Here is a 21,113-nt window from a genome sequence, read left to right on the forward strand (position 1 = left end):
TTACATGAGAATGTATTTTTCTTTATTGATTTCTAAAAACTTTGGGTGATAATCCTGTTTTTTTACGGAAAAATCTTGCAAAATAATTGGGATAATCGAAGCCGAGGCTGTAAGAAATTTCGCTAACAGAAAGTGTTGTATTTTGGAGTTTATCTTTTGCTTCTTTTATGACATAATCGTGAATGTGATCCAATGGAGATTTTCCCGTAAAATGCTTGATGAGGTCTCCGAAATAATTAGGTGAAAGGTTACTTTTCTGTGCAAAATATGCTACTGAAGGCAATCCGGCAACATTATCATTTTCTCTGAAATAATTATCAAGATTTTTGTAAAACTCATCGATTACTTTGTGATAAATTTCACTTCGGGTATCAAACTGACGATCATAAAAGTCTTTGACATAGGTAAGAATCAGATTGACGTATGAAATGACAACTGTTCTTGAATAATGTTCTTTCTGGAATTCATGATGTGCCTTTCTGAAAAGGTCCCAAAGTATACTCTCCTCTTCTTTTGTCAGAAAAAGAGCTTCATGATTGTTATAATGTACAAAGCTATAATCTTTGGCGTATTTTTCAAGGTATTTTGCATTTATCATAATACAAAGACCGGAAAATGGTGGTGCGATCTCCCATTCCAAGGTATTTTGGGGGCAGTCTGCGTACAAATAGGATGAGTCTGACTGATCTTCCTGCAATTGACGGGATGTAAAGTTAACTTCCATCGGAGGCTTGATTGCGAGAAGATAAAAATCGATGGTAACAGGCTCTGATTTCAGTCTGATATCATTCTGAGTTTCAAAATCTACAATGTGAAGATCGTCACTTTTTAAGTTATCCACATTCAGATAATTACAAAATTCCGGTATGTTTAATATTTTTATACTCATTGTGCAGATTTCAATAATGGGGTAAAATTAAACATTCTGAACTGTTACCTTATGATACAAAATAAGGTAAAACGGATACATTTTACTGATCTGTATTATAATATTGTAATAATAAATATCAACAAGAGACTAAACAGTAACATAACACCTATTGCTACAGCTGCTTCAGCAACATGTCTCATGTATCTTTTTCCGTCAAAAGTAAATTTTTCAGGATGAATACTGAACTCTTTAAATACAAATGGGTCTATTTTCAAATCTGGTCTAAAACGAACGATTCCTTCTATAAATCTTGCCCGTAAAGCTCTGCCGTTTTTGATATAGTGAGTACAACCAATATCTGTTCCGTCAAATACCACTTTAATCACATTACCATCAATTCCTATAGCCAAAACCCATGTTTTAACCTCGGTTGTCAGATAAACCTGATATTCATCTGAAAGGTAGGAAGCTCCCAACTGACTGTAAAGAATTTCTTTTATACTTCCGTCTTTTTTATAAAAATGAATGCCTTCATCATCTACCCTAATCTTTCTTATTGCTACACTCATATTTTTTTTCACATAATGGAAAAATCTATACATTCCTATTGCCCAAACCGGATAATACAGAAGAGCAAAGATGATAAGTATGGGTACATTCCCGGAAGCCAAGAAAGGAAATACAGCAAGCGCAACAAATACGACCAGCAATATTGCTCCTCCAAAAATTCTGATTAACCAGGTCATTACCCAGCCAGGTTTGGAAACCAGCGGTAAAAAATCTTTTCTTATATCCTCTTGCATCTGTTTAAAATACAAAAAAAATGATAATAAAAAAAGAGCCTCAGTGATATTCTGTGACTCTTAACTACAAAAACTGAAAATAAGATATGTTATAAAACTATGCGATTGTGTGTATTTTTTCTGTGGTGACATTATAAGTTTCTGAAACTACGTTATCTACAAACCTCCATTCTGCCACAGCATCCCCAGCCGTATATTTCACATGCAGATAGCCTCTTTTGTAAAGATTCGCATATTCCAAATCATCAATCAGAGATGAAAATGCATCAGCCAATGCTATTGCCTGAGTAGGATCTGAAGTAATCCCCAGATATCCTTCCAGCCCTGGTGAAGAAACGGAGCTGCATGCCAATTCGGTACCAATATCTTTTCCAGTGGCATCAGTTAGCTTTCCTAACCACGCGTTGTGTGTATCACCTGCTAATACGATTACTTTTTTCCCGGCAAGGATAGAATAAAGAGCTTCTCTTTCAATGAAATATCCATCCCACGCGTCAAGGTTATAGGGTAAAGTGGTTTTGATTCTTGCAATCTCCTGAGCTGTCAACGTTGGATCCTGTAGCTGATATCTTTTTTTAATGGTAACCAGCTGAGTAATGGTACTCTGCAAAGCCAGCATGGTAGCCGGTTGTGCGCTTCCGTGTTTTTTTATTTCTGCTAAAATCTGATTAAGCAACATTAATAGTTCTGCAGGAACCATCATTTTGGTCATTAAGATCTGCTGTCCTAAAACTTTCCATTTTGCAGTATCAGAACCGATCTGTGATCCCAACCATGTCATCTGTTCGCTTCCAAGCAGTTTTCTGTTTGGACTTAAAAAATCTGTCTGAAACTGTGATTGATTAAAATTTCCTGCATTATCAAGATAGTCTGAGTATTCCAATTGTTTGTCTCTTGCAATAACTCTCGTATCCATCATATAAAGAGAAAGTATATTCCCGAAGTTGAAACTTCTGTAGATTTTCAGATCTTTTCCTGTTTTAAGAGGAATATATTCACTGTAAGCCTGGAAAGCTGCCATTTTTCTTGCCTGGAAATCACCTTCTTCAGGCTGATGATTTTCTGCTCCGGATTTATAGGTGTCATTTGCAAATTCGTGGTCATCCCACACACAAATGAAAGGCTTTTTCTGATGTGCCAATTGAAGGTTTTTATCTCCTCTGTACTGCCTGTATCTTTCTCTGTAATCGTTTAGGTTAAGAATTTCCTTTGCAGGCTTATGGGCTCTTCCCAATTGATTGGTATAAGGATTTGTTCCATATTGCCCCGGAGCATATTCATAGATATAATCTCCCAGGTGTACCACAACATCTGCTTCAGACTTAGCAATTGCTCCATAGACATTGAAAAGTCCTGCCGGGAAATTAGAGCATGAAACAACCGCCATTTTCACTTCATTTACAGAATCTGCTTTGGAAGGTAATGTAATAGTCTCTCCTATTACACTGGATTCTTTAGTTTTAAGATTATAAAACCTATAGTAATATTTTGTATTGGAAGGAATATTCTGTACATCCACTGCAACTGTAAAATCATTAACCGCTGTTGCATTTGCCTGACCTTTTCTAACCACTTCAGAAAAGCTATTATTTTTACTGATTTCCCACGTAATTTCTGCATCTGTTCCACCTGAATATCTTGTCCAGATAATCACTCCTGTTGAGGTAGGATCAAAACTTGCTACTCCAGTTTCAAAACCAGCATTTTTCAGATCACCAGGAACGCTTCCACTATCTGTGAAATCATCGCTGCAACTTTCGATCAAAGGAGCTATGAATATCCCTCCTACTGCTAATAGTGAGTTTTTAAGAAATCGTCTTCTGTTAAGTGGATTGTTATCTGCCATTATTACTTTTTTTGCAAAGCAACGGCATCTGAAGAAGAAGGTTGTTAACTGAATTTTAATTATTCTTTATGCTTTTTTTAAACATATGTTTAACATAGTATTTTTTTCTAAAGTAATGAATAATTAGAAAAAATTTGAGAGGACTAATTGCCCTCTCGAATTTTTATTTTAGATAATCAAAAACATTTACAATTTGATATTTAGGACTTCGTTTTAAAAACTCACTAAAAAATGCGGCATGAGTAGCCCCGGAAATAATAAGGACTTTATCATTTTCAACAAGTGGAATCTGATTAAGATTAGAATACATTCTCAAGTTTCTTCTATAATATTTGGCAGCTTCATCTGCTCCCTCAAAGTTATTTGCTGTGCTTACATGGGTTAAAATATCAGCATTGGCTGTAATCAAATCCTGTAAAGTAGATTCTTTATTATAATCAATAAGTTTTTCTTTTACAGAGAGATTGTCCCCATTTTTAAGTTTTTCAATAAAGGTGGATATAAAACTTTTATAAGTTGTACTATCTACCTGATTTTTTAACTGATAGCCTAGTCTATAATTGTATTTTCCCGTTTCCTGTTCATCAATTCCGTATATTTTTTTCACATTAGCTATTTTGGCAATCTGATAAGCCAATAGTGAGACTTCACCTTCATATGCTGTTTTAAATTTCTTATTCTTTAAAAAGTTCTGATAATCATTCTTGATCTTTTCATTTTCAGCAGGAAGAAGCTCAACACAAATGATTGTTGGTTTAAACTCTGCAAGCAGTTTTGCTATTTCAAAAACTTCTTTTTGACTTTTCTCGTTTTTAGGATCAAAACTAACTTTTGTGGCATCTGGTGTTTTCCCCATATGGAAAGTTGCAAAATTAAGCACCTCTATTTTTTGTGCTGATAAACACATGCTCATCAGAAATCCACAAATAACACTTACTCTTTTCATGATTTTAATTTATGGTCCAAAAATAGAGCCTGAACAAAAGCAAAACAACCCTATATCGACAAATAGGGAAAATTCTCCGATGAAACAGTAAAAAGTATAGATTTTACTGATATCATTCTAAAAGAACCTATAAACTAAATTTTTAAATTCTTTTTATATGCCTTTTTAATATCAATAAGAAACTTTAGAAATGATAATTGTTGAAATAATAGAATACGAAAACAATATAATAAACTGATACAGTAGTAAATAGAAAAAGCACTCTATTTGAGTGCTTTTCTGTGGTCCCACCTGGGCTCGAACCAGGGACCACCTGATTATGAGTCAGGTGCTCTAACCAACTGAGCTATAGGACCTCAAAACTTGGTTAAATTTTGTGTTTGCAAAAATAGTAAAAATTATTTCACTACAAAATTTTTTATTGCTTTTCTTGACAAAGTTCTACCAGTACACCGTTTGTTGACTTAGGATGAAGGAATACAACTAATTTGTTATCAGCACCTTCTTTCGGTTCTTCAGAGATAAATTGAAATCCTTCTTTTTTCAATCTTTTCACTTCCTCCAGGATATTTTCTACCCCAAAAGCCAGATGATGGATGCCTTCACCCTTTTTTTCGATGAATTTTGAGATCGGACTTTCAGTATTACTAGCCTCCAATAGTTCAATTTTACTCTCTCCCGTTTCATAGAAAGAAGTTACCACTCCTTCTCTTTCCACTGTTTCTTTTTTATAAGATTCTTTTCCTAATAATTTTGTAAAAAGTTCATCAGATATCCCCAAAGACTTTACTGCAATACCAATATGCTCTAGTTTCATAGTTATGAATAAATATAATTAATCGTAAATTTGATACTACTGCTTAATTTCAAAGTATCAATTCAAACAAAAGTACTAAATTTGCATAAATTATGGAAAGTAACAGACAAAGAAAAGTAGCTCAGATCATTCAGGAAGACTTCGCAGAACTTTTTCGCAAACAAGCTGCTGACAGCAAACAAAGTATATTGGTATCCGTTTCAGACGTAAAAGTAACGGCTGATTTGGGTATTGCTAAAATTTATTTAAGCATTTTCCCACAAGAGTTCCGTACTGCTGTAATGAAGGAGATTGAAGAAAACAAACCTCAGTACAGAAATTTCATCGGTCAGAAAATGGCAAAACAGGTACGTATCATTCCACAACTAAACTTCTATCTGGACACGGCTCTTGATGATGTAGAAAGATTGGATAGAGAATTAAGAGGCGAAGGAGACAACCCTGTTTTATAGATTTTGAAGAATATTGCATTTTACATAGCATCCAGATACCTTTTGGCTAAAAAAGGTAGTACCGCAGTTACATTTATTACATGGTTATCCGTAGGTGCCATGATGGTTGCTGTGACTGCAATGTTCGTCATTATTTCTGTTTTTTCAGGACTTGAAGACCTGAATAAAGACCTAATCTCTAATCTTCATGCTGATCTTACCTTAAAAAGCTCAACAGGTAAAACCATTAAAAATCTGGATCAGGTTAAAAAGGCTTTAAACAGTAATAAAGAGATCACCAGCTATTCCCGCGTCATTGAAGAAAAAGTATATATCAGCTTTAATGGTAAAGGTGATATTGCTTATTTAAGAGGTGTAGATTCCGCGTATGTGAATGTAAATCCTATTAATAAGGAAGTTTTCTATGGAACTTATCCAAGTTTCAAATACTCTAATGAAGTTCTGATGGAAAACAGCCTAAATAACAGATTGTCTGTCCCAGTAGACTCTTCCAATCATTATGCAACGGTATTTATGCCGAAGCCAGGAACCGGGATCATTAGCAAGGAAGAAGATATTTACAATAAAAGAGATATTTCAGTAACAGGTGTTTTTCCAGGGAAAGATCAATTAGACAGCTATGTCATCTCTCCTATTGAACTGACCGAAGAATTACTAAATCTTCCCAAAAACTCAGCATACCAGATTGTTATTAAAATAAAAAATCCGGAAAATGCCGACTCAGTAAAACAAAGCTTACTAGCTTCTCTTGGTAAAAATATTGAAATCAAAACCAAAGAAGAAGAAAATGCTGCTTTCTGGAAAATGATCAATACAGAGAAGATGTTTATTTATCTGATCTTTGCATTGGTAATTTTCATTACAACATTTAATCTTGCCGGAGCTATTATTATTCTTCAGCTCGATAAAAAAGAGCAGGCAAAATCTCTTATTTCACTAGGCTTTCCTTTAAGCCATCTGAGAATGACTTATTTCTACACAGGAATACTCATCGTTATTTCAGGTGTAATCTCAGGATTAATCGTTGGAACAGCATTATGCTATTTCCAGCTTTACACCGAATTCTTCAGAGCCAATGAAGCTCTGCCATTCCCTGTCAAAATAGTTGGAAAGAACTATTTCATCGTAGCACTTACCGCTTCTATATTCGGAATTGCAATCTCATGGTTCTTCTCCAAGATCAGCAAAGAGTATATTACTAAAAATTAATATATTAAGTTTATATATTTAACCTAAATAACTTTTAAGGGTTTCATTTTTTCGTACCTTTACGCCCCAATTTTAAAAAAATGAAACGAATTTTATCCTTTTTTCTACTAAGCCTTGCATTAATAAATGCTTTGGCACAAATCCCTGCCGGATATTATAATAATGCAACAGGTTTAAGTAGTGCAGCTCTTAAAACAGCCCTTAGCCAGATCATAACTAATGGGCACTCCTTAAATATCACCTATAATGATCTTTGGAGTGCTTATCAAACGACGGATCGCGATTATGATTATGATAACGATGGGACTATATTAGACATCTACTCTGAATTCCCTGTCGGACCTGATAATTACAACTATCCTTACGGAACATCACAATGTAGTGGAACCAGTGGTCCTGAAGGACATTGCTACAATAGAGAGCACATTATTCCTCAAAGCTTCTTTAATCAAGGCTTGCCTATGAGATCTGATGCCCATTTTGTAAGAGCTACCGATGGAAAAGTAAACGGAGAGAGAGGAGATTTACCTTTTGGAAAAGTAGCAACTGCTAATTACACATCCCAAAACGGTTCTAAAAGAGGACTTTCGGCATCTGCAGGATATTCAAATACTGTATTTGAACCTATCGATGAATTTAAAGGAGATGTAGCGAGAATGATCTTTTACTTTGTAACAAGATATGAAAATAAAATGGTAGAATTCTCTACAGGAGATATGCTGGCAAAGAATACTTATCCTAGCCTTCAGGATTGGGAGCTAACCCAGCTTATGGCTTGGCACATACAAGATCCGGTATCTGCAGCAGAAATCAGAAGAAATAATGCAACGTATATATTTCAGGGAAATAGAAATCCATTTATTGACCACCCAGAATATGTAATGCAAATCTGGGGAGCTCAAACACCGGATACAGAAAACCCTACAGCTGCAACAAACTTAGCGACAAGCAATCCTACTTCAAATTCAATAGATCTTACCTGGACAGCTGCAACAGATAACGTAGGGGTAGTATCTTATAGTGTTTATGTAAATGGAATATTAAAAACAACAATATCAGGAACATCTACCTCTACAACAATAACAGGATTATCTCCATTAACAACCTATAACTTCTATTTAATTGCAAAAGATGCATTTAATAATTCATCACCACAAAGTAATGTAGCATCAGGAGTTACTCTTGACGGACCTGTCGGAACAGGAGGTTGCGGAACAGAAAATTTCAATACTATTACAGATAATGATAGTTCTTATAGCGAAAGAATATGGACAAACAATGGTATCACATGGAAAGCAACAAACACAAAAGTAGATCAACCAATTGGTACAACAAAAGCTATAACCATCAGAACCGGAGAACTTACAAGCTCTTCTATCGCGGGAGGGATTAAGAGTTTAACGTTAACAACTAAACGAATATTTTCAGGTTCAAATGGTAGTTTAAATGTTTTGATTAATGGAACTAATGTAGGTACTATTCCCTACACTACTACAGCGACCACAACAACAATTGACAATATCAATATCAGTGGGGATATAATAATCAAAATCACCAGCACAACCGGCAACAGACCTACAATGGATGACCTTAGCTGGACTTGTTACAACGAATCATTATCCACTTCTGAAGTTAAAAAAGACAAATCTCAATTTACGATCTACCCTAACCCGGTTAAGAACAACGAATTATTTGTAAAAGGTGAAAACCTAAACAAAATTTCAAAAGCTGAAATCTATGACCTTTCTGGCAAGATGATTGAAGTGATTACAAACCCTTTCAAAAATTCAAACAAAATCAATCTGAAAGGACTCGTAAAAGGAACTTATATATTAAAAACAGATCATTTCTCTACCAAATTCATTGTAGAATAATTATTACAAAATATTTCACACTAAAAGACCGGATTTTTCCGGTCTTTTTTTATAATTTTGATCATATGGATTCCAATAAAAAATTAGGATTGATAGGACGTAATATTTCTTATTCTTTTTCTAAAAAATTTTTCGAGAATAAATTCCAAAAGCTTATGCTTAAGGACTTTTCTTACGATATTTTTGATCTAAATGAAATCAGCGAGGTAGAAAAACTTTTCTCATCACCTGAACTTTTAGGATTCAATGTAACTATTCCTTACAAAGAGCAGATCATTACTTATCTTGATGAATTAAGTGACGAGGCTGAAAAAATAGGTGCGGTAAACTGTGTTTTAATTCAGGATGGAAAAAAAACAGGGTATAACACCGATGCATTCGGGTTTGAAAAAACCTTACTCCTTCATAAAAAAACAAATCAGGATAAAGCTTTAATTCTAGGAAACGGAGGCGCAGCAAAAGCAGTAAAATATGTTTTGGATAAACATAACATTCCTTCCCAAACCATTTCAAGAAGCACCGAAATCAATTTTGAAAACCTGGATAAAGAAACCGTTCAGGAACATACGATTATTATCCAATGTACTCCAGTAGGGACATTCCCAAATGTGGAAGATTGCTTAAACTTTCCTTTCGACGGACTTTCTACAGAACATTTGGTAATCGATTTAATATACAACCCAAACTACACTCAATTTATCATCAATGCTTCAGAAAAAGGAGCAAAAACGGTAAACGGTTATTATATGCTTGAGCAACAAGCAGAAAAAGCTTGGGAAATTTGGAATTTTCAAAAAAAATAACATAAATTAGTACTTTAATTGACTTTACAGCTATATAATATAAAGGATATTAACGCCACTCACATAAAAGATTTGCTATGATTACAGAAAACAATCTTTCTGAAAACGAAGAAAAGAAAAATCCTAACGAAGTATCTCAGGAAACATCAGAAAATACAAATTCTCATGATGCAGTTTCCCATGAAGATGATGCGGAACACCTGGAAGAACATGAAGATGTAGATATTTCTTTGGCTGATGCCTTAAAGGAAATGGAAAAAATAATCAACACTCCCAATGCTGGTGAAAACTTCAAGAGATTCAATCAGCTGAAGGAAAAAGCAAGTCATTACATCCATGATGAAGTTGAAGATAAAAAGCATGAATATGCAGAGGCTGGAAATGCTCCCGAAAATTTCAGTTACGAGCATCCTCTACAAACAAAATTTTCAGCTTTGGTAAACATCTTCAAAGAAAAACATGATGATTTCCAAAAAGGTCAGGAAGAAGAACAGAAAAAGAATCTTGACCACCGTCAGAATATCATTGAAAGATTAAAAAATCTATATACAAACTCAGAACCAGGCACCAACCTTTTCAAATCTATTCGTGAGATCAAAGAAGATTGGTCAAAAGCAGGACAGGTTGCTAAGTCAGAATTTAAAATTCTTAACAATAACTATTTCCACCACCTGAACCAATTTTATCAGATGCTGGATTTGAATAAAGAATTTCTTGAACAAGAATACAGCCACAATCTTGAAAAAAGACAGCACATTATCGCCCGCGCTCAGGAATTGGAAAATGAACCGGTAATTCAAAAGGCTTTAAATGAGCTTCAATACCTTCACAAACTATGGAAGGAAGAAGCAGAACCTGTAGCTGAAGAATTCCGTGAAAAAACTTGGGAAGAGTTTAAAGAAATTTCTAACAAAATTCACGAAAGAAAATCTGAACTTTCAGCATCTATTGAAAAAGAACAGGCTGCTAATCTCGAAAAGAAAAGCCAGATCATTACTGAAATCAAGAAGCTTTCTGAGCCATCGGAAACTCCTAATCACAACTACTGGCAAAACGCCATCAAAAGAGTTGAAGATTTACGTTCAGAATTTTTAAAAACCGGAAGTGTGCCGAGAAAATTATCCAATCAAAACTGGAATGATTTCAAGACGACACTCAGAGGTTTTAATACTACGAAAAATAACTATTATAAATCGTTAAAAGGTTCTCAACAGGCTAATCTGGAAGAAAAACTAAAACTTATCCAGACTGCTCAGGATAATCAAAACAACGAAGAATGGGACATTGCTGTTCCGTTGTTTAAAAAGCTTCAGGAAGACTGGAAAAAGATAGGACACGTTCCAAAGAGCATGACCAATAAGATCTGGGATGAATTCCGTGATGCTTGTAATGCATTCTTCAACAATTACAGAGAGAAAAACAATACTTCCACAGACAATTGGAAAGAAAACTTTAAAAATAAAAGAGCTCTTCTTGACGAATTAAAAACGGTAAGCAACGAAGAAGGCAGTATTGAAAAGATTGAACAGATCAAAACTGCATGGAACAATATTGGAAAAGTTCCAAGAGATAAAATTTCAATCAACACTGAATTCAACAAGACATTAAGAGAGAAACTTAAGATCAATAAAATTAACGAGCTTGAACTAAAAGAAGAAGGTTTATCTGAAAATCAACTTACTGATAAAGCAAGAAAGATTAAAAACCAAATCTCTGACCTGGAAGCTGAAATTGTAAAACTGGAAAACAACCTTTCATTCTTCAACAAACCATCAAGAGAAAATCCTCTTTTAAAAGATACTTACAATACTATTGATGAGAAAAAAGCTCATTTGGAAACATTAAAGCAAAATCTTCACAATATTATTGCCGGAGAATAAATCTTAATAAAACAAATAAAAGCGGAGCAAAGCAATTTGTCTTCGCTTTTTCTTTTTAAATCTATGAACAACGACGAATTTTATATTAAAAGGTGTATCGAACTAGCTCAAAAAGCTCTGGGAAAAACCTATCCCAACCCACTTGTCGGTAGCGTAATTGTCCACAATGGGGAAATCATCGGCGAAGGTTATCATCACAAAGCAGGAGAAAATCACGCTGAAATCAATGCCATCAATTCTGTTAAAAATAAAGAACTCATCCCTGAATCTACCATCTATGTGTCATTGGAACCATGCGCACACTACGGAAAAACACCACCTTGTGCTTTAAAAATTAAAGAACTGGGGTTTAAAAAAGTAGTGATCGGAGCGATGGATTCTCATGATAAAGTAAATGGAAAAGGGAAAAAAATCATTCACGATGCAGGAATTGAAGTCGTTTCAGGAATTCTTGAAAACGAATGCATTGAACTGAATAAAAGATTTTTCACTTATCACGAAAAGAAAAGACCTTACATTATTTTAAAATGGGCAGAATCTGGTGATGGATTCTTGGATAAGGATTTTAAACCTACAGCAATTTCAAATACGCTAGTTAATCAATTTGTACATCAATTAAGAGCTAATGAACATGCTATTTTAGTGGGAACACAAACCGCTTTAACTGACAATCCGAGTTTAACCGTAAGAAATGTTGAAGGAACGAATCCAGTCAGAATTTTAATTGATTTTGATTTAAAAGTTCCTGATGACTTTAAAATTTATAACAATGAAGCTAAAACACTTGTTTTAAATATCATTAAAGAAAGCACTGAAAGTAATATTCATTTCATTACAATAGAAAAGGAAAACTTTTTGAATAATCTGATGAATGTTTTATACAGAGAGCAGATACAATCTGTTATTATTGAAGGTGGACGCTTTACATTACAGCAATTTATTGATGCTAAGCTTTGGGATGAAGCAATCATTATTAAAAATGAAAATCTCATATTAGAAAACGGCACAAAAGCCCCTGAATTTAGCAATACAGCCTATAAAACAGGAAATTACAGAGATAATAAAATTTCTTTTTATAAGTCGAATTAACATATTTTATCACTCATAATTGAAATAATTTCTTTACATTAGTAATATCAAAAAATATTATCATGAAAAATTTAAAGAAAGTTTCAAGACAAGAGTTAAAAAAAGTCAGCGGAGGTATTGCTCCTAAGTGTTGTTCATATTACCCACCACAATGGCAACACTGCTGTCCAACACCTTCAAGTATGAGTTGTCCACCACCTTGGGAAGAAGGAAGTTTCCCATCATGCTAAAATTATTTAAATAAAAAAATCAAAGAGAGCGTTTTTCGCTCTTTTTACGTTTAAGACTTTTCAGGATATTACCTGATACTAAATTCTAAAGTTTTAAATTTGCACCACTAATTGCTGAGAGGTCATGTTCGAATACAAAACCATAGAAAAACCCATAGAAAACACTTTATTAAAAGAAAAAGGAAGCAAGTTTATTGGATTTGCTTTCCCCGTCACCAATGAAAAGGAACTCAAAGCTGCATTGGAAAAAATCAGGGAAGAACATCCAAAAGCAACACACCATTGTTATGCTTTCAGAATGGGATTAAATGGTGAAAATTACAGGGCTAATGATGATGGTGAACCCTCAGGAAGTGCCGGACTCCCTATTTACAATCAACTCTTGGCAAATGAAATCACCAATGTTCTTGTTATTTCGGTGCGTTATTATGGGGGCACAAAGCTAGGCGTTTCAGGTTTAGTAAAAGCTTATAAAGAATGTGCAAAAATCACTCTGGAAGAAGCCAATATCATTACAAGAGAACTGGAAACTGAAATCGAGATTCAATTCAACTTCAATCAACAGAATACCATCTTTACTCTACTTTCAAAATTTGACGCCAAGGTTTTAAACTTTGATGCAAATGAAAACTGTATTCTTACCGCTTCTTTAAAGCTAGCACAAAAAGAAAGCATTTCAGAAAAACTATCAGAAATGCAACATGTCTCATTTGAATTTAATGATTAAACCTATCAAGAAATAATAAAAAACATCTCAGAAAATATCTGAGATGCTATATATTTCATATGAATCTTAAGATTAATCCCTTCTTCCACCAAGGAGTAATGATCCCCAATAAAGAAGTTGCGCCAAAGATCCTAATGCTGCAACAACATAAGTACGCGCTGCCCATTTTAAGCTGTCCTGTACACCAACAAATTCTTCGGTAGTTACAGTTCCTGTATCTTTAAGCCATTTCATTGCCCTGTTACTTGCGTCATATTCCACAGGAAGTGTTACGAAAGCAAATAATGTTGTCATGGCAAACATTGCTACACCAATTGCAAGAACCGTGGTATTTCCATTTGGATTCTCTATTGATCTTGAAGCTGCCATAACAGCGATACCTGCTATAAGAACAAACTGCATCAAATTGGAACTTATATTAACAATAGGAACAAGTTTTGAACGTAAATTCAACATTGAATATCCTACCGCATGTTGTACGGCATGTCCGCATTCATGAGCTGCAACTGCTGCCGCTGCTGCATTTCTTTGCATATAGACTCCTTCTGAAAGGTTTACTGTTTTATCTACCGGATTATAGTGGTCCGTCAGCTGTCCGGGAACTGATATTACCTGAACATCATTAATCCCGTTATCTCTCAACATTTTTTCCGCTACTTCTTTCCCCGAAAGTCCGTTTCGAAGATGTACATTGGAATAATATTCAAATTTTGATTTCAACCTGGATGAAACCCACCAGCTCACCAGCATTGAAATACCAATAATGATATAATAACCCGCCATTTTATATAGATTTTGTGTTCAATTTTTAAGCATAATGATATAAAAACTGTGCCAAAGTATCCGATAATATTATTTATATTTGTTCTCAAATTACTCTCAAAAAACATGTCAACAGTTTCAATTATTGAAGTAAAAACTACCGGTCAGCTCAAGCAATTCGTAAGATTCCCCATGGATCTGTACAAAAATAATCCGTACTATGTTCCATCTTTTATCAATGACGAAATCAACATCTGGAATGCTGATGAAAATCCTGCACTTCAATATTCTGAAGCCAAACAGTATTTAGCCTATAAAAATGATAAAATTGTAGGGAGAATTGCAGTTCTTATTAACCATAAAGAAGAAAAAGAATTAGGGATCCAAAAAGTACGTTTTGGATGGATTGATTTTATTGATGATGAAGAAGTTTCTCAGGCATTGATTCAAAAAGCAATTGATTATGCAAGAGAGAAAAACATCAACAAAATTGAGGGTCCTATGGGCTTTACCAATCTTGACAAAGCAGGAATGCTGATTAAAGGGTTTGATCAACTGGCAACCATGATTGGTATTTACAATAATGATTACTACCCAAGACATCTTGAGAAACTAGGTTTAGTCAAAGAAAAAGAATGGGTAGAATTTGAAATCAAGTTCCCTGAATCATTACCTGATAAAATCCATAAATTCAATCAGCTGATTTCCGAGAAATACAAACTTCATGTATTGAGATTTAAGAATAAGGAAGAAATTATCCGTTATGTAGACCCTATGTTTGACCTTCTGGATGAAACATATAAGCACCTTTCTACCTACACTCCTATTTCTGACGAACAACGTAAGACATACAAAGAAAAATACTTCAAGCTTATTGATAAAGATTTCATCGTTTGTATTGCTGATGAGAATGATAACCTTATATCTTTTGCAATTACAATGCCTTCTTACTCAAAAGCATTGCAGAAATCCGGTGGTAAACTACTTCCTTTCGGTTGGTGGCATTTTTTAAGAGCCGGAAAGAAAAACGACAGAGCCAATTTTTACCTGATCGGTATTCATCCTGACTACCAAAGAAGAGGAGTAACATCTATTATCTTCAAGGAAATATTTGATACTTTCAAGAAAAAAGGAGTTAAAATACTAGAAACAAACCCTGAATTGGAAGAGAACAAAAGTATTCAACTGCTTTGGCAGGATTACAATCCGGTAAATCATAAGCGAAGAAGAACTTACTCATTAGAGATAAATGATCAGTAACCACAATGATTCATTACATTATTTTATTGATTCTAAAACTTCCCCACCCTTAAACACTCTTACCTCATGAAACCACAACTTATCGTATTCGCTGTTCTGATTGCTGCATATATTATTTATAACTTCTTTTTCCAGATTGCAGATGACAAAACAAATACAGCAATTAACATTGGTTTTGGAAGTATTCTTTTCGGATATATATCATTTATGGCTTATTCTCTTCTCAAAAAAATGAAAAAGTAAGCTTTATTTTCATTCTATGGTTCATTGAAATAAAATGTTGATTTTACGTCATAAATAATCATATCCGCTTTCTTTTCGAGATAAGTTTTGATTGTAAGAAATCTCATTTATAAAGTTCTTGAATCGCACTGTAAGACTTGCTAAAGAATTTTCAACTCATACAATTCAGAGGTTTTAAATATCTCAGATGTATCAAATGAAGTATACTTATTGGTGCTGGATACAAAAAAAGGTGAAAAGTATACAAAAAAAAATAATCACCAGGAACTAATTTTTATTGATTCTAAATTACTGGTTTAACTCATTTTCATCCTACTTTTAAGCTGATAAATTTCATGCTTTCTTGTTTATTCGCTAAATTTGCAAATTGAGATAATAATGCAAAAATGAATTTACCTGAAAGTTATATTCCAATACTTATCCAGGCAGGTGTAGCAGTAGGATTTGTCGCTGTTTCATTGCTTGGTGCACATTTCTTAGGTCCACAACAGAAAAAAGGAAATTCTGTAAAAAACCAGAGCTGGGAATGTGGGGTTCCTGTAGAAGGAAATGCAAGAACACCGTTTTCTATTAAGTACTTCCTGACTGCGGTATTGTTCGTACTATTCGATATTGAAATCGTATTCTTTTATCCATACGCAGTAAACTTCAGAGAATTCGGTATGGAAGGTTTCCTTGCTGTACTTACGTTCGTTGCGATCTTCTTCGTAGCGTTTTTCTATGTTTGGAAACGAGGTGCGTTAGATTGGGATAAATAAATTTTAACATTAAAAGATTGAATTTATTTAAGTAATTTAAAGATTTCCAAGATCTTGTTTTTTTAATCTTTAAATATTTTAATCTTTAAATATTTACTAAAAATGTCAGATAAAAAACCAGTAATAAGAACAGATGCACCTGCTCCCGAAGGCTATGAAGGAGAAGGGTTTTTCGCAACAAAACTGAGCAGTGTAATCGGAATGGCAAGAAAGTTCTCGCTTTGGCCGTTACCTTTTGCTACCTCTTGTTGTGGTATCGAGTTTATGGCTACCCTGAACCCCACTTATGATGCTTCAAGATTTGGAATGGAAAGAAACTCATTCTCTCCAAGACAAGCAGATATGCTGATGGTTTGCGGAACTATATCAAAAAAATTAGGACCCGTTTTAAAAGAAGTATACACTCAGATGGCTGAACCGAAATGGGTAGTAGCCGTAGGTGCTTGTGCTTCCAGCGGTGGTATTTTTGATACATATTCCGTTCTTCAGGGAATTGATAAAATCATTCCAGTAGATGTATATGTTCCGGGATGCCCTCCAAGACCTGAACAGATCATTGAAGGAGTAATGCAGGTACAGGCTCTTGCAGAAAGCGAAAGCATCAGAAGAAGAGATATGCCTGAATATCAGAAATTATTAGATTCTTACAACATAAGCAACTAAACGGAAATGACAAACGAATTTGTACTAGAAGCAATCACCAGAGAATTTCCGGAATCTGTTATTTCAAGTTCAGAACCTTATGGAATGTTGACTATTGAGGTGAAGAAAGAAGACATCAAAAAGATCATTCATTATCTTAAAGATTCAACACTGGAAATCAACTTCCTTACAGATGTATGCGGAATCCACTACCCTGAATTCCCTGAAAAGGAAATAGGTGTTGTATATCACCTACATAATATGATGACCAACTTTAGATTACGTCTGAAGATTTTCATGTCCAGAGAAAACATCGAAGTAGACTCTCTTACGGATCTATATGCCGGTGCCAACTGGATGGAAAGAGAAACGTATGACTTTTATGGGATTAAATTTAAAGGACACCCGGATCTTAGACCTATTCTGAATATGGAAGATCTTGGATACCACCCAATGTTGAAAGAATATCGCCTTGAAGACGGTACAAGAACCGATAAGGATGATAATATGTTCGGAAGATAAAATAATGCAATAAGCAATATGCAATAAGCAGTAAGCTTAAAGCCTATAGCCTATAGCCTAAAGCATTTAAATTATGAAAGATAACTCATTATCTAATATACTAAACCAATACGAAAGTAAGGAACAGATTGACGGGCAACTATACACCCTGAATCTAGGACCTACCCACCCTGCTACTCACGGGATTTTCCAGAATATCTTAACGATGGATGGAGAAAGAATCCTTCACGCTGAGCAAACAGTAGGATATATCCACAGAGCATTTGAGAAAATTTCTGAAAGAAGAAACTATTCTCAGATCACTACCCTTACAGACCGTATGAATTACTGTTCAGCACCAATCAACAACTTAGGTTGGCATATGACAGTAGAGAAGCTGATTGGCGTTAAAGTTCCAAAACGTGTAGACTATATGCGTGTTATCTTAATGGAGCTTGCAAGAATTGGTGATCACCTGATCTGTAACGGGGTAACCGGGATGGACTCAGGAGCTATTACAGGTCTTACTTACATGTTCATCGAGAGAGAGCGTATTTATGATATGTATGAGCAGATTTGTGGAGCAAGGATGACAACCAATATGGGAAGAATCGGAGGATTTGAAAGAGATTTCACTCCTAAATTCCATGAGTTACTGAAAGACTTCTTAAAGACTTTCCCACCAAGATTCAAAGAATTCTGTACCCTATTAGAAAGAAACAGAATTTTTATGGACAGAACCATCGGTACAGGAGCTATTTCTGCCGAAAGAGCGTTAAGCTATGGTTTCACTGGTCCTAACTTACGTGCAGCAGGGGTAGATTATGATGTAAGAGTTGCACAACCTTATTCCTCATACGAAGACTTCGACTTCATTATTCCTGTAGGAACTTCAGGAGATACTTACGACCGTTTCATGGTTCGTCAACAAGAAATCTGGGAATCAATCAAAATTATCAAACAAGCATACGAAAATCTTCCGGAAGGACCATTCCACGCGGATGTTCCTGATTTCTATCTTCCTGAAAAGGCAGATGTATATCAGAAAATGGAAGCATTGATCTACCATTTCAAAATTGTAATGGGAGAAACTGATGTACCGAAAGGAGAAGTTTACCATGCTGTAGAAGGTGGAAACGGAGAATTAGGTTTCTATCTTGTGAGTGACGGAGGAAGAAGCCCTTACAGACTTCACTTCAGAAGACCATGTTTCATCTACTATCAGGCATATCCTGAAATGATTACAGGTTCTGTAATTTCAGATGCTATTGTAACGATGTGTAGTATGAATATTATTGCGGGAGAATTAGACGCATAAAAAAGAAGATGTCAGACGTCAGATTTCAGATGTTAGACTCTTCGCTTTATATATAAATTTAAAATCTGATGTCTGAAATCTGACATCTGAAATCTTAGATAAAAAATGAGCGAAACAATAGCTTTTAAACCGGAAAGTTTAGCACAGGTACACAAAATTATCGCAAGATATCCTGAAGGAAGACAGAAATCTGCTCTTCTTCCTGTACTTCACTTGGCACAGAAAGAATTCGGAGGATGGTTAGATGTTCCTGTGATGGATTATGTTGCCGGACTATTAAGTATCAAACCTATCGAAGTATATGAAGTGGCAACTTTCTATACTATGTTCAATATGAAGCCTGTAGGTAAATATGTTTTGGAAGTTTGCAGAACAGGACCTTGTATGGTTTGTGGAAGCGAGAAAATCCTGGATCATATCAGAACAAAACTGAACATTAAAGACGGAGAAACTACTGAAGACGGTATGTTCACCTTAAAACCTGCTGAATGTCTTGGAGCATGTGGTTATGCACCGATGATGCAGCTTGGTAAGTTCTTTCATGAAAATTTAACAATAGAAAAAGTAGATGAAATCCTTGAGCTTTGCAGACAGGGACAACTTGCTTTAGACTAATGGAAATTTTAAATTCTAAATTTTAGATTTTAAATTACTTGGTTAATTTTTTTAATAATTATAAAAAGCTGGAAGCCAAAAGCCGATAGCGAAAAGCATAATAAACAATGAGTAAAAAACTTTTACTTAAAGACGCACATATAGAAGGTATCCGCTACTTTGAAACATACCGTAAACAGGGAGGTTACACTGCGGCTGAAAAAGCCTTGAAGATGACTCCTGATGAAATTCTTGAAGAAGTAAAAACTTCAGGACTAAGAGGACGTGGTGGAGCTGGTTTCCCTACAGGGATGAAATGGAGCTTTTTGGCAAAACCAGAAGGCGTTCCAAGACACCTTGTGGTAAATGCGGATGAATCTGAGCCTGGAACATTCAAGGACAGATATCTGATGGAGTTCCTTCCTCACCTATTGATTGAAGGAATGCTAATTTCATCTTACTGTTTAGGTTCCAACACTTCTTATATCTACATCCGTGGAGAATATTCATGGATTCCGGATATCCTTGAAGAAGCAATTGAAGAAGCTAAAGCAGCAGGATTTTTAGGTAAAAATATTTTAGGAACAGGTTTCGATCTTGAAATCTATGTACAGAGAGGTGGTGGAGCATACATCTGTGGTGAAGAAACTGCATTGCTAGAATCCCTTGAAGGAAAAAGAGGTAACCCAAGATTAAAACCACCATTCCCGGCTGTAAAAGGACTTTGGGAGAGACCAACAGTGGTAAACAACGTTGAGTCTATCGCAGCAATTGTTCCAATCATTGATATTACAGGTGCTGAGTATGCTAAAATCGGTGTGGGAAGGTCTACAGGTACAAAATTGATTTCTGCTTGTGGAAACATCAACAAACCGGGTGTATATGAGATCGATATGACCATTACGGTAGAAGAATTCATCTACTCTGATGAATATTGTGGTGGTATTAAAGATGGTAAAAGATTAAAGGCTTGTATTCCTGGAGGAAGTTCTGTTCCGATTGTTCCTGCTAACTTATTGCTGAGAACAGTGAACGGAGAGCCAAGATATATGAACTATGAATCATTAGCTGACGGTGGTTTTGCTACCGGAACAATGATGGGTTCAGGTGGTTTCATCGTATTAGATGAAGACCAGTGTATTGTAGATCACACCATGACTTTGGCAAGATTCTACAACCACGAAAGCTGTGGACAATGTACACCGTGTCGTGAAGGTACAGGATGGATGTACAAAATCCTGAAAAAAATTGAAAAAGGAGAAGGAAAAATGGAAGATATCGATCTACTTTGGGATATCCAGAGAAAAATCGAAGGAAATACAATCTGTCCATTAGGAGATGCAGCAGCATGGCCAGTTGCAGCAGCCATTCGTCATTTCAGAGATGAATTTGAGTGGCACGTGAAAAACCCTGAGTTATCTCAAACTCAAAACTATGGATTAGCACATTATGCAGATCCTATCCCTGCTGTTGAAAAAAATGCTTAGA

22 protein-coding genes and 1 tRNA gene are annotated in these 21,113 nt (G+C 35.1%); 16 read left to right on the forward strand and 7 right to left on the reverse strand.

The window, feature by feature from the left end; all coding sequences use genetic code 11:
* Positions 1-22 precede the first annotated feature (22 nt).
* The 6 genes from BBI01_RS21155 to mce form a co-directional block, all read right to left on the reverse strand.
* Positions 23-889 carry a helix-turn-helix domain-containing protein gene (locus BBI01_RS21155; RefSeq protein ID WP_065396624.1) on the reverse strand — a complete coding sequence of 289 codons (867 nt, stop codon included), beginning with the start codon at positions 887-889 and terminating at the stop codon, positions 23-25.
* Positions 890-984: 95 nt separating this feature from the next.
* Positions 985-1,674: a hypothetical protein gene (locus BBI01_RS21160; protein ID WP_065396625.1), complete on the reverse strand. Its 690-nt coding sequence runs from the start codon at positions 1,672-1,674 to the stop codon at positions 985-987.
* Positions 1,675-1,771: 97 nt separating this feature from the next.
* Positions 1,772-3,520, reverse strand: coding sequence for an alkaline phosphatase D family protein (locus BBI01_RS21165; RefSeq protein ID WP_065396626.1), 1,749 nt, complete (start codon positions 3,518-3,520; stop codon positions 1,772-1,774).
* Between the two features lie 163 nt (positions 3,521-3,683).
* A complete protein-coding gene (locus BBI01_RS21170; protein WP_065396627.1) occupies positions 3,684-4,466 on the reverse strand; it encodes a DUF5694 domain-containing protein in 783 nt (260 codons plus the stop codon).
* A gap of 282 nt (positions 4,467-4,748) precedes the next feature.
* A tRNA-Ile gene (locus BBI01_RS21175) sits at positions 4,749-4,822 on the reverse strand.
* Between the two features lie 62 nt (positions 4,823-4,884).
* Complete coding sequence (gene mce, locus BBI01_RS21180) at positions 4,885-5,283, reverse strand: methylmalonyl-CoA epimerase (protein WP_065396628.1); 399 nt, start codon at positions 5,281-5,283, stop codon at positions 4,885-4,887.
* A gap of 92 nt (positions 5,284-5,375) precedes the next feature.
* Between mce and rbfA the strand changes: the two genes are divergently transcribed.
* From rbfA to BBI01_RS21215, 8 genes are all read left to right on the forward strand, one after another.
* Positions 5,376-5,735 carry a 30S ribosome-binding factor RbfA gene (gene rbfA, locus BBI01_RS21185; protein WP_065396629.1) on the forward strand — a complete coding sequence of 120 codons (360 nt, stop codon included), beginning with the start codon at positions 5,376-5,378 and terminating at the stop codon, positions 5,733-5,735.
* A gap of 3 nt (positions 5,736-5,738) precedes the next feature.
* Positions 5,739-6,944 carry an ABC transporter permease gene (locus BBI01_RS21190; RefSeq protein WP_065396630.1) on the forward strand — a complete coding sequence of 402 codons (1,206 nt, stop codon included), beginning with the start codon at positions 5,739-5,741 and terminating at the stop codon, positions 6,942-6,944.
* Between the two features lie 80 nt (positions 6,945-7,024).
* Positions 7,025-8,818, forward strand: coding sequence for an HNH endonuclease signature motif containing protein (locus tag BBI01_RS21195; protein WP_065396631.1), 1,794 nt, complete (start codon positions 7,025-7,027; stop codon positions 8,816-8,818).
* 65 nt (positions 8,819-8,883) lie between these two features.
* Entirely contained in the window at positions 8,884-9,621 is a 738-nt protein-coding gene (locus tag BBI01_RS21200; RefSeq protein WP_065396632.1) for a shikimate dehydrogenase family protein, read from the forward strand.
* Positions 9,622-9,698: 77 nt separating this feature from the next.
* Positions 9,699-11,501, forward strand: coding sequence for a DUF349 domain-containing protein (locus BBI01_RS21205; protein WP_065396633.1), 1,803 nt, complete (start codon positions 9,699-9,701; stop codon positions 11,499-11,501).
* A gap of 63 nt (positions 11,502-11,564) precedes the next feature.
* Positions 11,565-12,590 carry a bifunctional diaminohydroxyphosphoribosylaminopyrimidine deaminase/5-amino-6-(5-phosphoribosylamino)uracil reductase RibD gene (gene ribD, locus BBI01_RS21210; protein ID WP_065396634.1) on the forward strand — a complete coding sequence of 342 codons (1,026 nt, stop codon included), beginning with the start codon at positions 11,565-11,567 and terminating at the stop codon, positions 12,588-12,590.
* Between the two features lie 62 nt (positions 12,591-12,652).
* A complete protein-coding gene (locus BBI01_RS23225) occupies positions 12,653-12,820 on the forward strand; it encodes a bacteriocin-like protein (RefSeq protein WP_438830676.1) in 168 nt (55 codons plus the stop codon).
* Positions 12,821-12,944: 124 nt separating this feature from the next.
* Positions 12,945-13,547: an IMPACT family protein gene (locus tag BBI01_RS21215; RefSeq protein ID WP_065396635.1), complete on the forward strand. Its 603-nt coding sequence runs from the start codon at positions 12,945-12,947 to the stop codon at positions 13,545-13,547.
* 72 nt (positions 13,548-13,619) lie between these two features.
* On the opposite strand, the gene BBI01_RS21220 is transcribed toward BBI01_RS21215, so the two are convergent.
* Positions 13,620-14,330: a zinc metallopeptidase gene (locus BBI01_RS21220; protein ID WP_065396636.1), complete on the reverse strand. Its 711-nt coding sequence runs from the start codon at positions 14,328-14,330 to the stop codon at positions 13,620-13,622.
* Positions 14,331-14,435: 105 nt separating this feature from the next.
* On the opposite strand from BBI01_RS21220, the gene BBI01_RS21225 reads away from it, so the two are divergent.
* The 8 genes from BBI01_RS21225 to nuoF all read left to right on the forward strand — a co-directional run bounded on the left by BBI01_RS21225 (position 14,436) and on the right by nuoF (position 21,112).
* On the forward strand, positions 14,436-15,569 hold the full coding sequence (locus tag BBI01_RS21225) for a GNAT family N-acetyltransferase (RefSeq protein WP_065396637.1): 1,134 nt from the start codon (positions 14,436-14,438) through the stop codon (positions 15,567-15,569).
* A gap of 66 nt (positions 15,570-15,635) precedes the next feature.
* Positions 15,636-15,812 carry a hypothetical protein gene (locus BBI01_RS22960; RefSeq protein ID WP_165602285.1) on the forward strand — a complete coding sequence of 59 codons (177 nt, stop codon included), beginning with the start codon at positions 15,636-15,638 and terminating at the stop codon, positions 15,810-15,812.
* Between the two features lie 386 nt (positions 15,813-16,198).
* Entirely contained in the window at positions 16,199-16,570 is a 372-nt protein-coding gene (locus tag BBI01_RS21230) for an NADH-quinone oxidoreductase subunit A (RefSeq protein ID WP_034693436.1), read from the forward strand.
* A gap of 102 nt (positions 16,571-16,672) precedes the next feature.
* Entirely contained in the window at positions 16,673-17,233 is a 561-nt protein-coding gene (locus BBI01_RS21235) for an NADH-quinone oxidoreductase subunit B (RefSeq protein WP_002983540.1), read from the forward strand.
* Positions 17,234-17,239: 6 nt separating this feature from the next.
* Positions 17,240-17,734 carry an NADH-quinone oxidoreductase subunit C gene (locus BBI01_RS21240; RefSeq protein WP_065396638.1) on the forward strand — a complete coding sequence of 165 codons (495 nt, stop codon included), beginning with the start codon at positions 17,240-17,242 and terminating at the stop codon, positions 17,732-17,734.
* Between the two features lie 73 nt (positions 17,735-17,807).
* On the forward strand, positions 17,808-19,031 hold the full coding sequence (nuoD, locus tag BBI01_RS21245) for an NADH dehydrogenase (quinone) subunit D (protein ID WP_047096007.1): 1,224 nt from the start codon (positions 17,808-17,810) through the stop codon (positions 19,029-19,031).
* Positions 19,032-19,136: 105 nt separating this feature from the next.
* Positions 19,137-19,646 (forward strand): NADH-quinone oxidoreductase subunit NuoE family protein, encoded by a 510-nt coding sequence (locus tag BBI01_RS21250; RefSeq protein WP_047096008.1) that lies wholly within the window; start codon positions 19,137-19,139, stop codon positions 19,644-19,646.
* Positions 19,647-19,753: 107 nt separating this feature from the next.
* Positions 19,754-21,112, forward strand: coding sequence for an NADH-quinone oxidoreductase subunit NuoF (nuoF, locus tag BBI01_RS21255; protein ID WP_027373522.1), 1,359 nt, complete (start codon positions 19,754-19,756; stop codon positions 21,110-21,112).
* The last annotated feature ends 1 nt before the right edge of the window (position 21,113 follow it).

This window comes from Chryseobacterium artocarpi (assembly GCF_001684975.1).
GTDB lineage: Bacteria > Bacteroidota > Bacteroidia > Flavobacteriales > Weeksellaceae > Chryseobacterium > Chryseobacterium artocarpi.

What these genes read in the sequence shown, in the direction of transcription:
- BBI01_RS21155 (WP_065396624.1), bottom strand. Translation starts at nt 889, where the DNA reads ATGAGTATAAAAATATTAAACATACCGGAATTTTGTAATTATCTGAAT.
- BBI01_RS21160 (WP_065396625.1), bottom strand. Translation starts at nt 1,674, where the DNA reads ATGCAAGAGGATATAAGAAAAGATTTTTTACCGCTGGTTTCCAAACCT.
- BBI01_RS21165 (WP_065396626.1), bottom strand. Translation starts at nt 3,520, where the DNA reads ATGGCAGATAACAATCCACTTAACAGAAGACGATTTCTTAAAAACTCA.
- BBI01_RS21170 (WP_065396627.1), bottom strand. Translation starts at nt 4,466, where the DNA reads ATGAAAAGAGTAAGTGTTATTTGTGGATTTCTGATGAGCATGTGTTTA.
- mce (WP_065396628.1), bottom strand. Translation starts at nt 5,283, where the DNA reads ATGAAACTAGAGCATATTGGTATTGCAGTAAAGTCTTTGGGGATATCT.
- rbfA (WP_065396629.1), top strand. Translation starts at nt 5,376, where the DNA reads ATGGAAAGTAACAGACAAAGAAAAGTAGCTCAGATCATTCAGGAAGAC.
- BBI01_RS21195 (WP_065396631.1), top strand. Translation starts at nt 7,025, where the DNA reads ATGAAACGAATTTTATCCTTTTTTCTACTAAGCCTTGCATTAATAAAT.
- BBI01_RS21200 (WP_065396632.1), top strand. Translation starts at nt 8,884, where the DNA reads ATGGATTCCAATAAAAAATTAGGATTGATAGGACGTAATATTTCTTAT.
- BBI01_RS21205 (WP_065396633.1), top strand. Translation starts at nt 9,699, where the DNA reads ATGATTACAGAAAACAATCTTTCTGAAAACGAAGAAAAGAAAAATCCT.
- ribD (WP_065396634.1), top strand. Translation starts at nt 11,565, where the DNA reads ATGAACAACGACGAATTTTATATTAAAAGGTGTATCGAACTAGCTCAA.
- BBI01_RS23225 (WP_438830676.1), top strand. Translation starts at nt 12,653, where the DNA reads ATGAAAAATTTAAAGAAAGTTTCAAGACAAGAGTTAAAAAAAGTCAGC.
- BBI01_RS21215 (WP_065396635.1), top strand. Translation starts at nt 12,945, where the DNA reads ATGTTCGAATACAAAACCATAGAAAAACCCATAGAAAACACTTTATTA.
- BBI01_RS21220 (WP_065396636.1), bottom strand. Translation starts at nt 14,330, where the DNA reads ATGGCGGGTTATTATATCATTATTGGTATTTCAATGCTGGTGAGCTGG.
- BBI01_RS21225 (WP_065396637.1), top strand. Translation starts at nt 14,436, where the DNA reads ATGTCAACAGTTTCAATTATTGAAGTAAAAACTACCGGTCAGCTCAAG.
- BBI01_RS22960 (WP_165602285.1), top strand. Translation starts at nt 15,636, where the DNA reads ATGAAACCACAACTTATCGTATTCGCTGTTCTGATTGCTGCATATATT.
- BBI01_RS21230 (WP_034693436.1), top strand. Translation starts at nt 16,199, where the DNA reads ATGAATTTACCTGAAAGTTATATTCCAATACTTATCCAGGCAGGTGTA.
- BBI01_RS21235 (WP_002983540.1), top strand. Translation starts at nt 16,673, where the DNA reads ATGTCAGATAAAAAACCAGTAATAAGAACAGATGCACCTGCTCCCGAA.
- BBI01_RS21240 (WP_065396638.1), top strand. Translation starts at nt 17,240, where the DNA reads ATGACAAACGAATTTGTACTAGAAGCAATCACCAGAGAATTTCCGGAA.
- nuoD (WP_047096007.1), top strand. Translation starts at nt 17,808, where the DNA reads ATGAAAGATAACTCATTATCTAATATACTAAACCAATACGAAAGTAAG.
- BBI01_RS21250 (WP_047096008.1), top strand. Translation starts at nt 19,137, where the DNA reads ATGAGCGAAACAATAGCTTTTAAACCGGAAAGTTTAGCACAGGTACAC.
- nuoF (WP_027373522.1), top strand. Translation starts at nt 19,754, where the DNA reads ATGAGTAAAAAACTTTTACTTAAAGACGCACATATAGAAGGTATCCGC.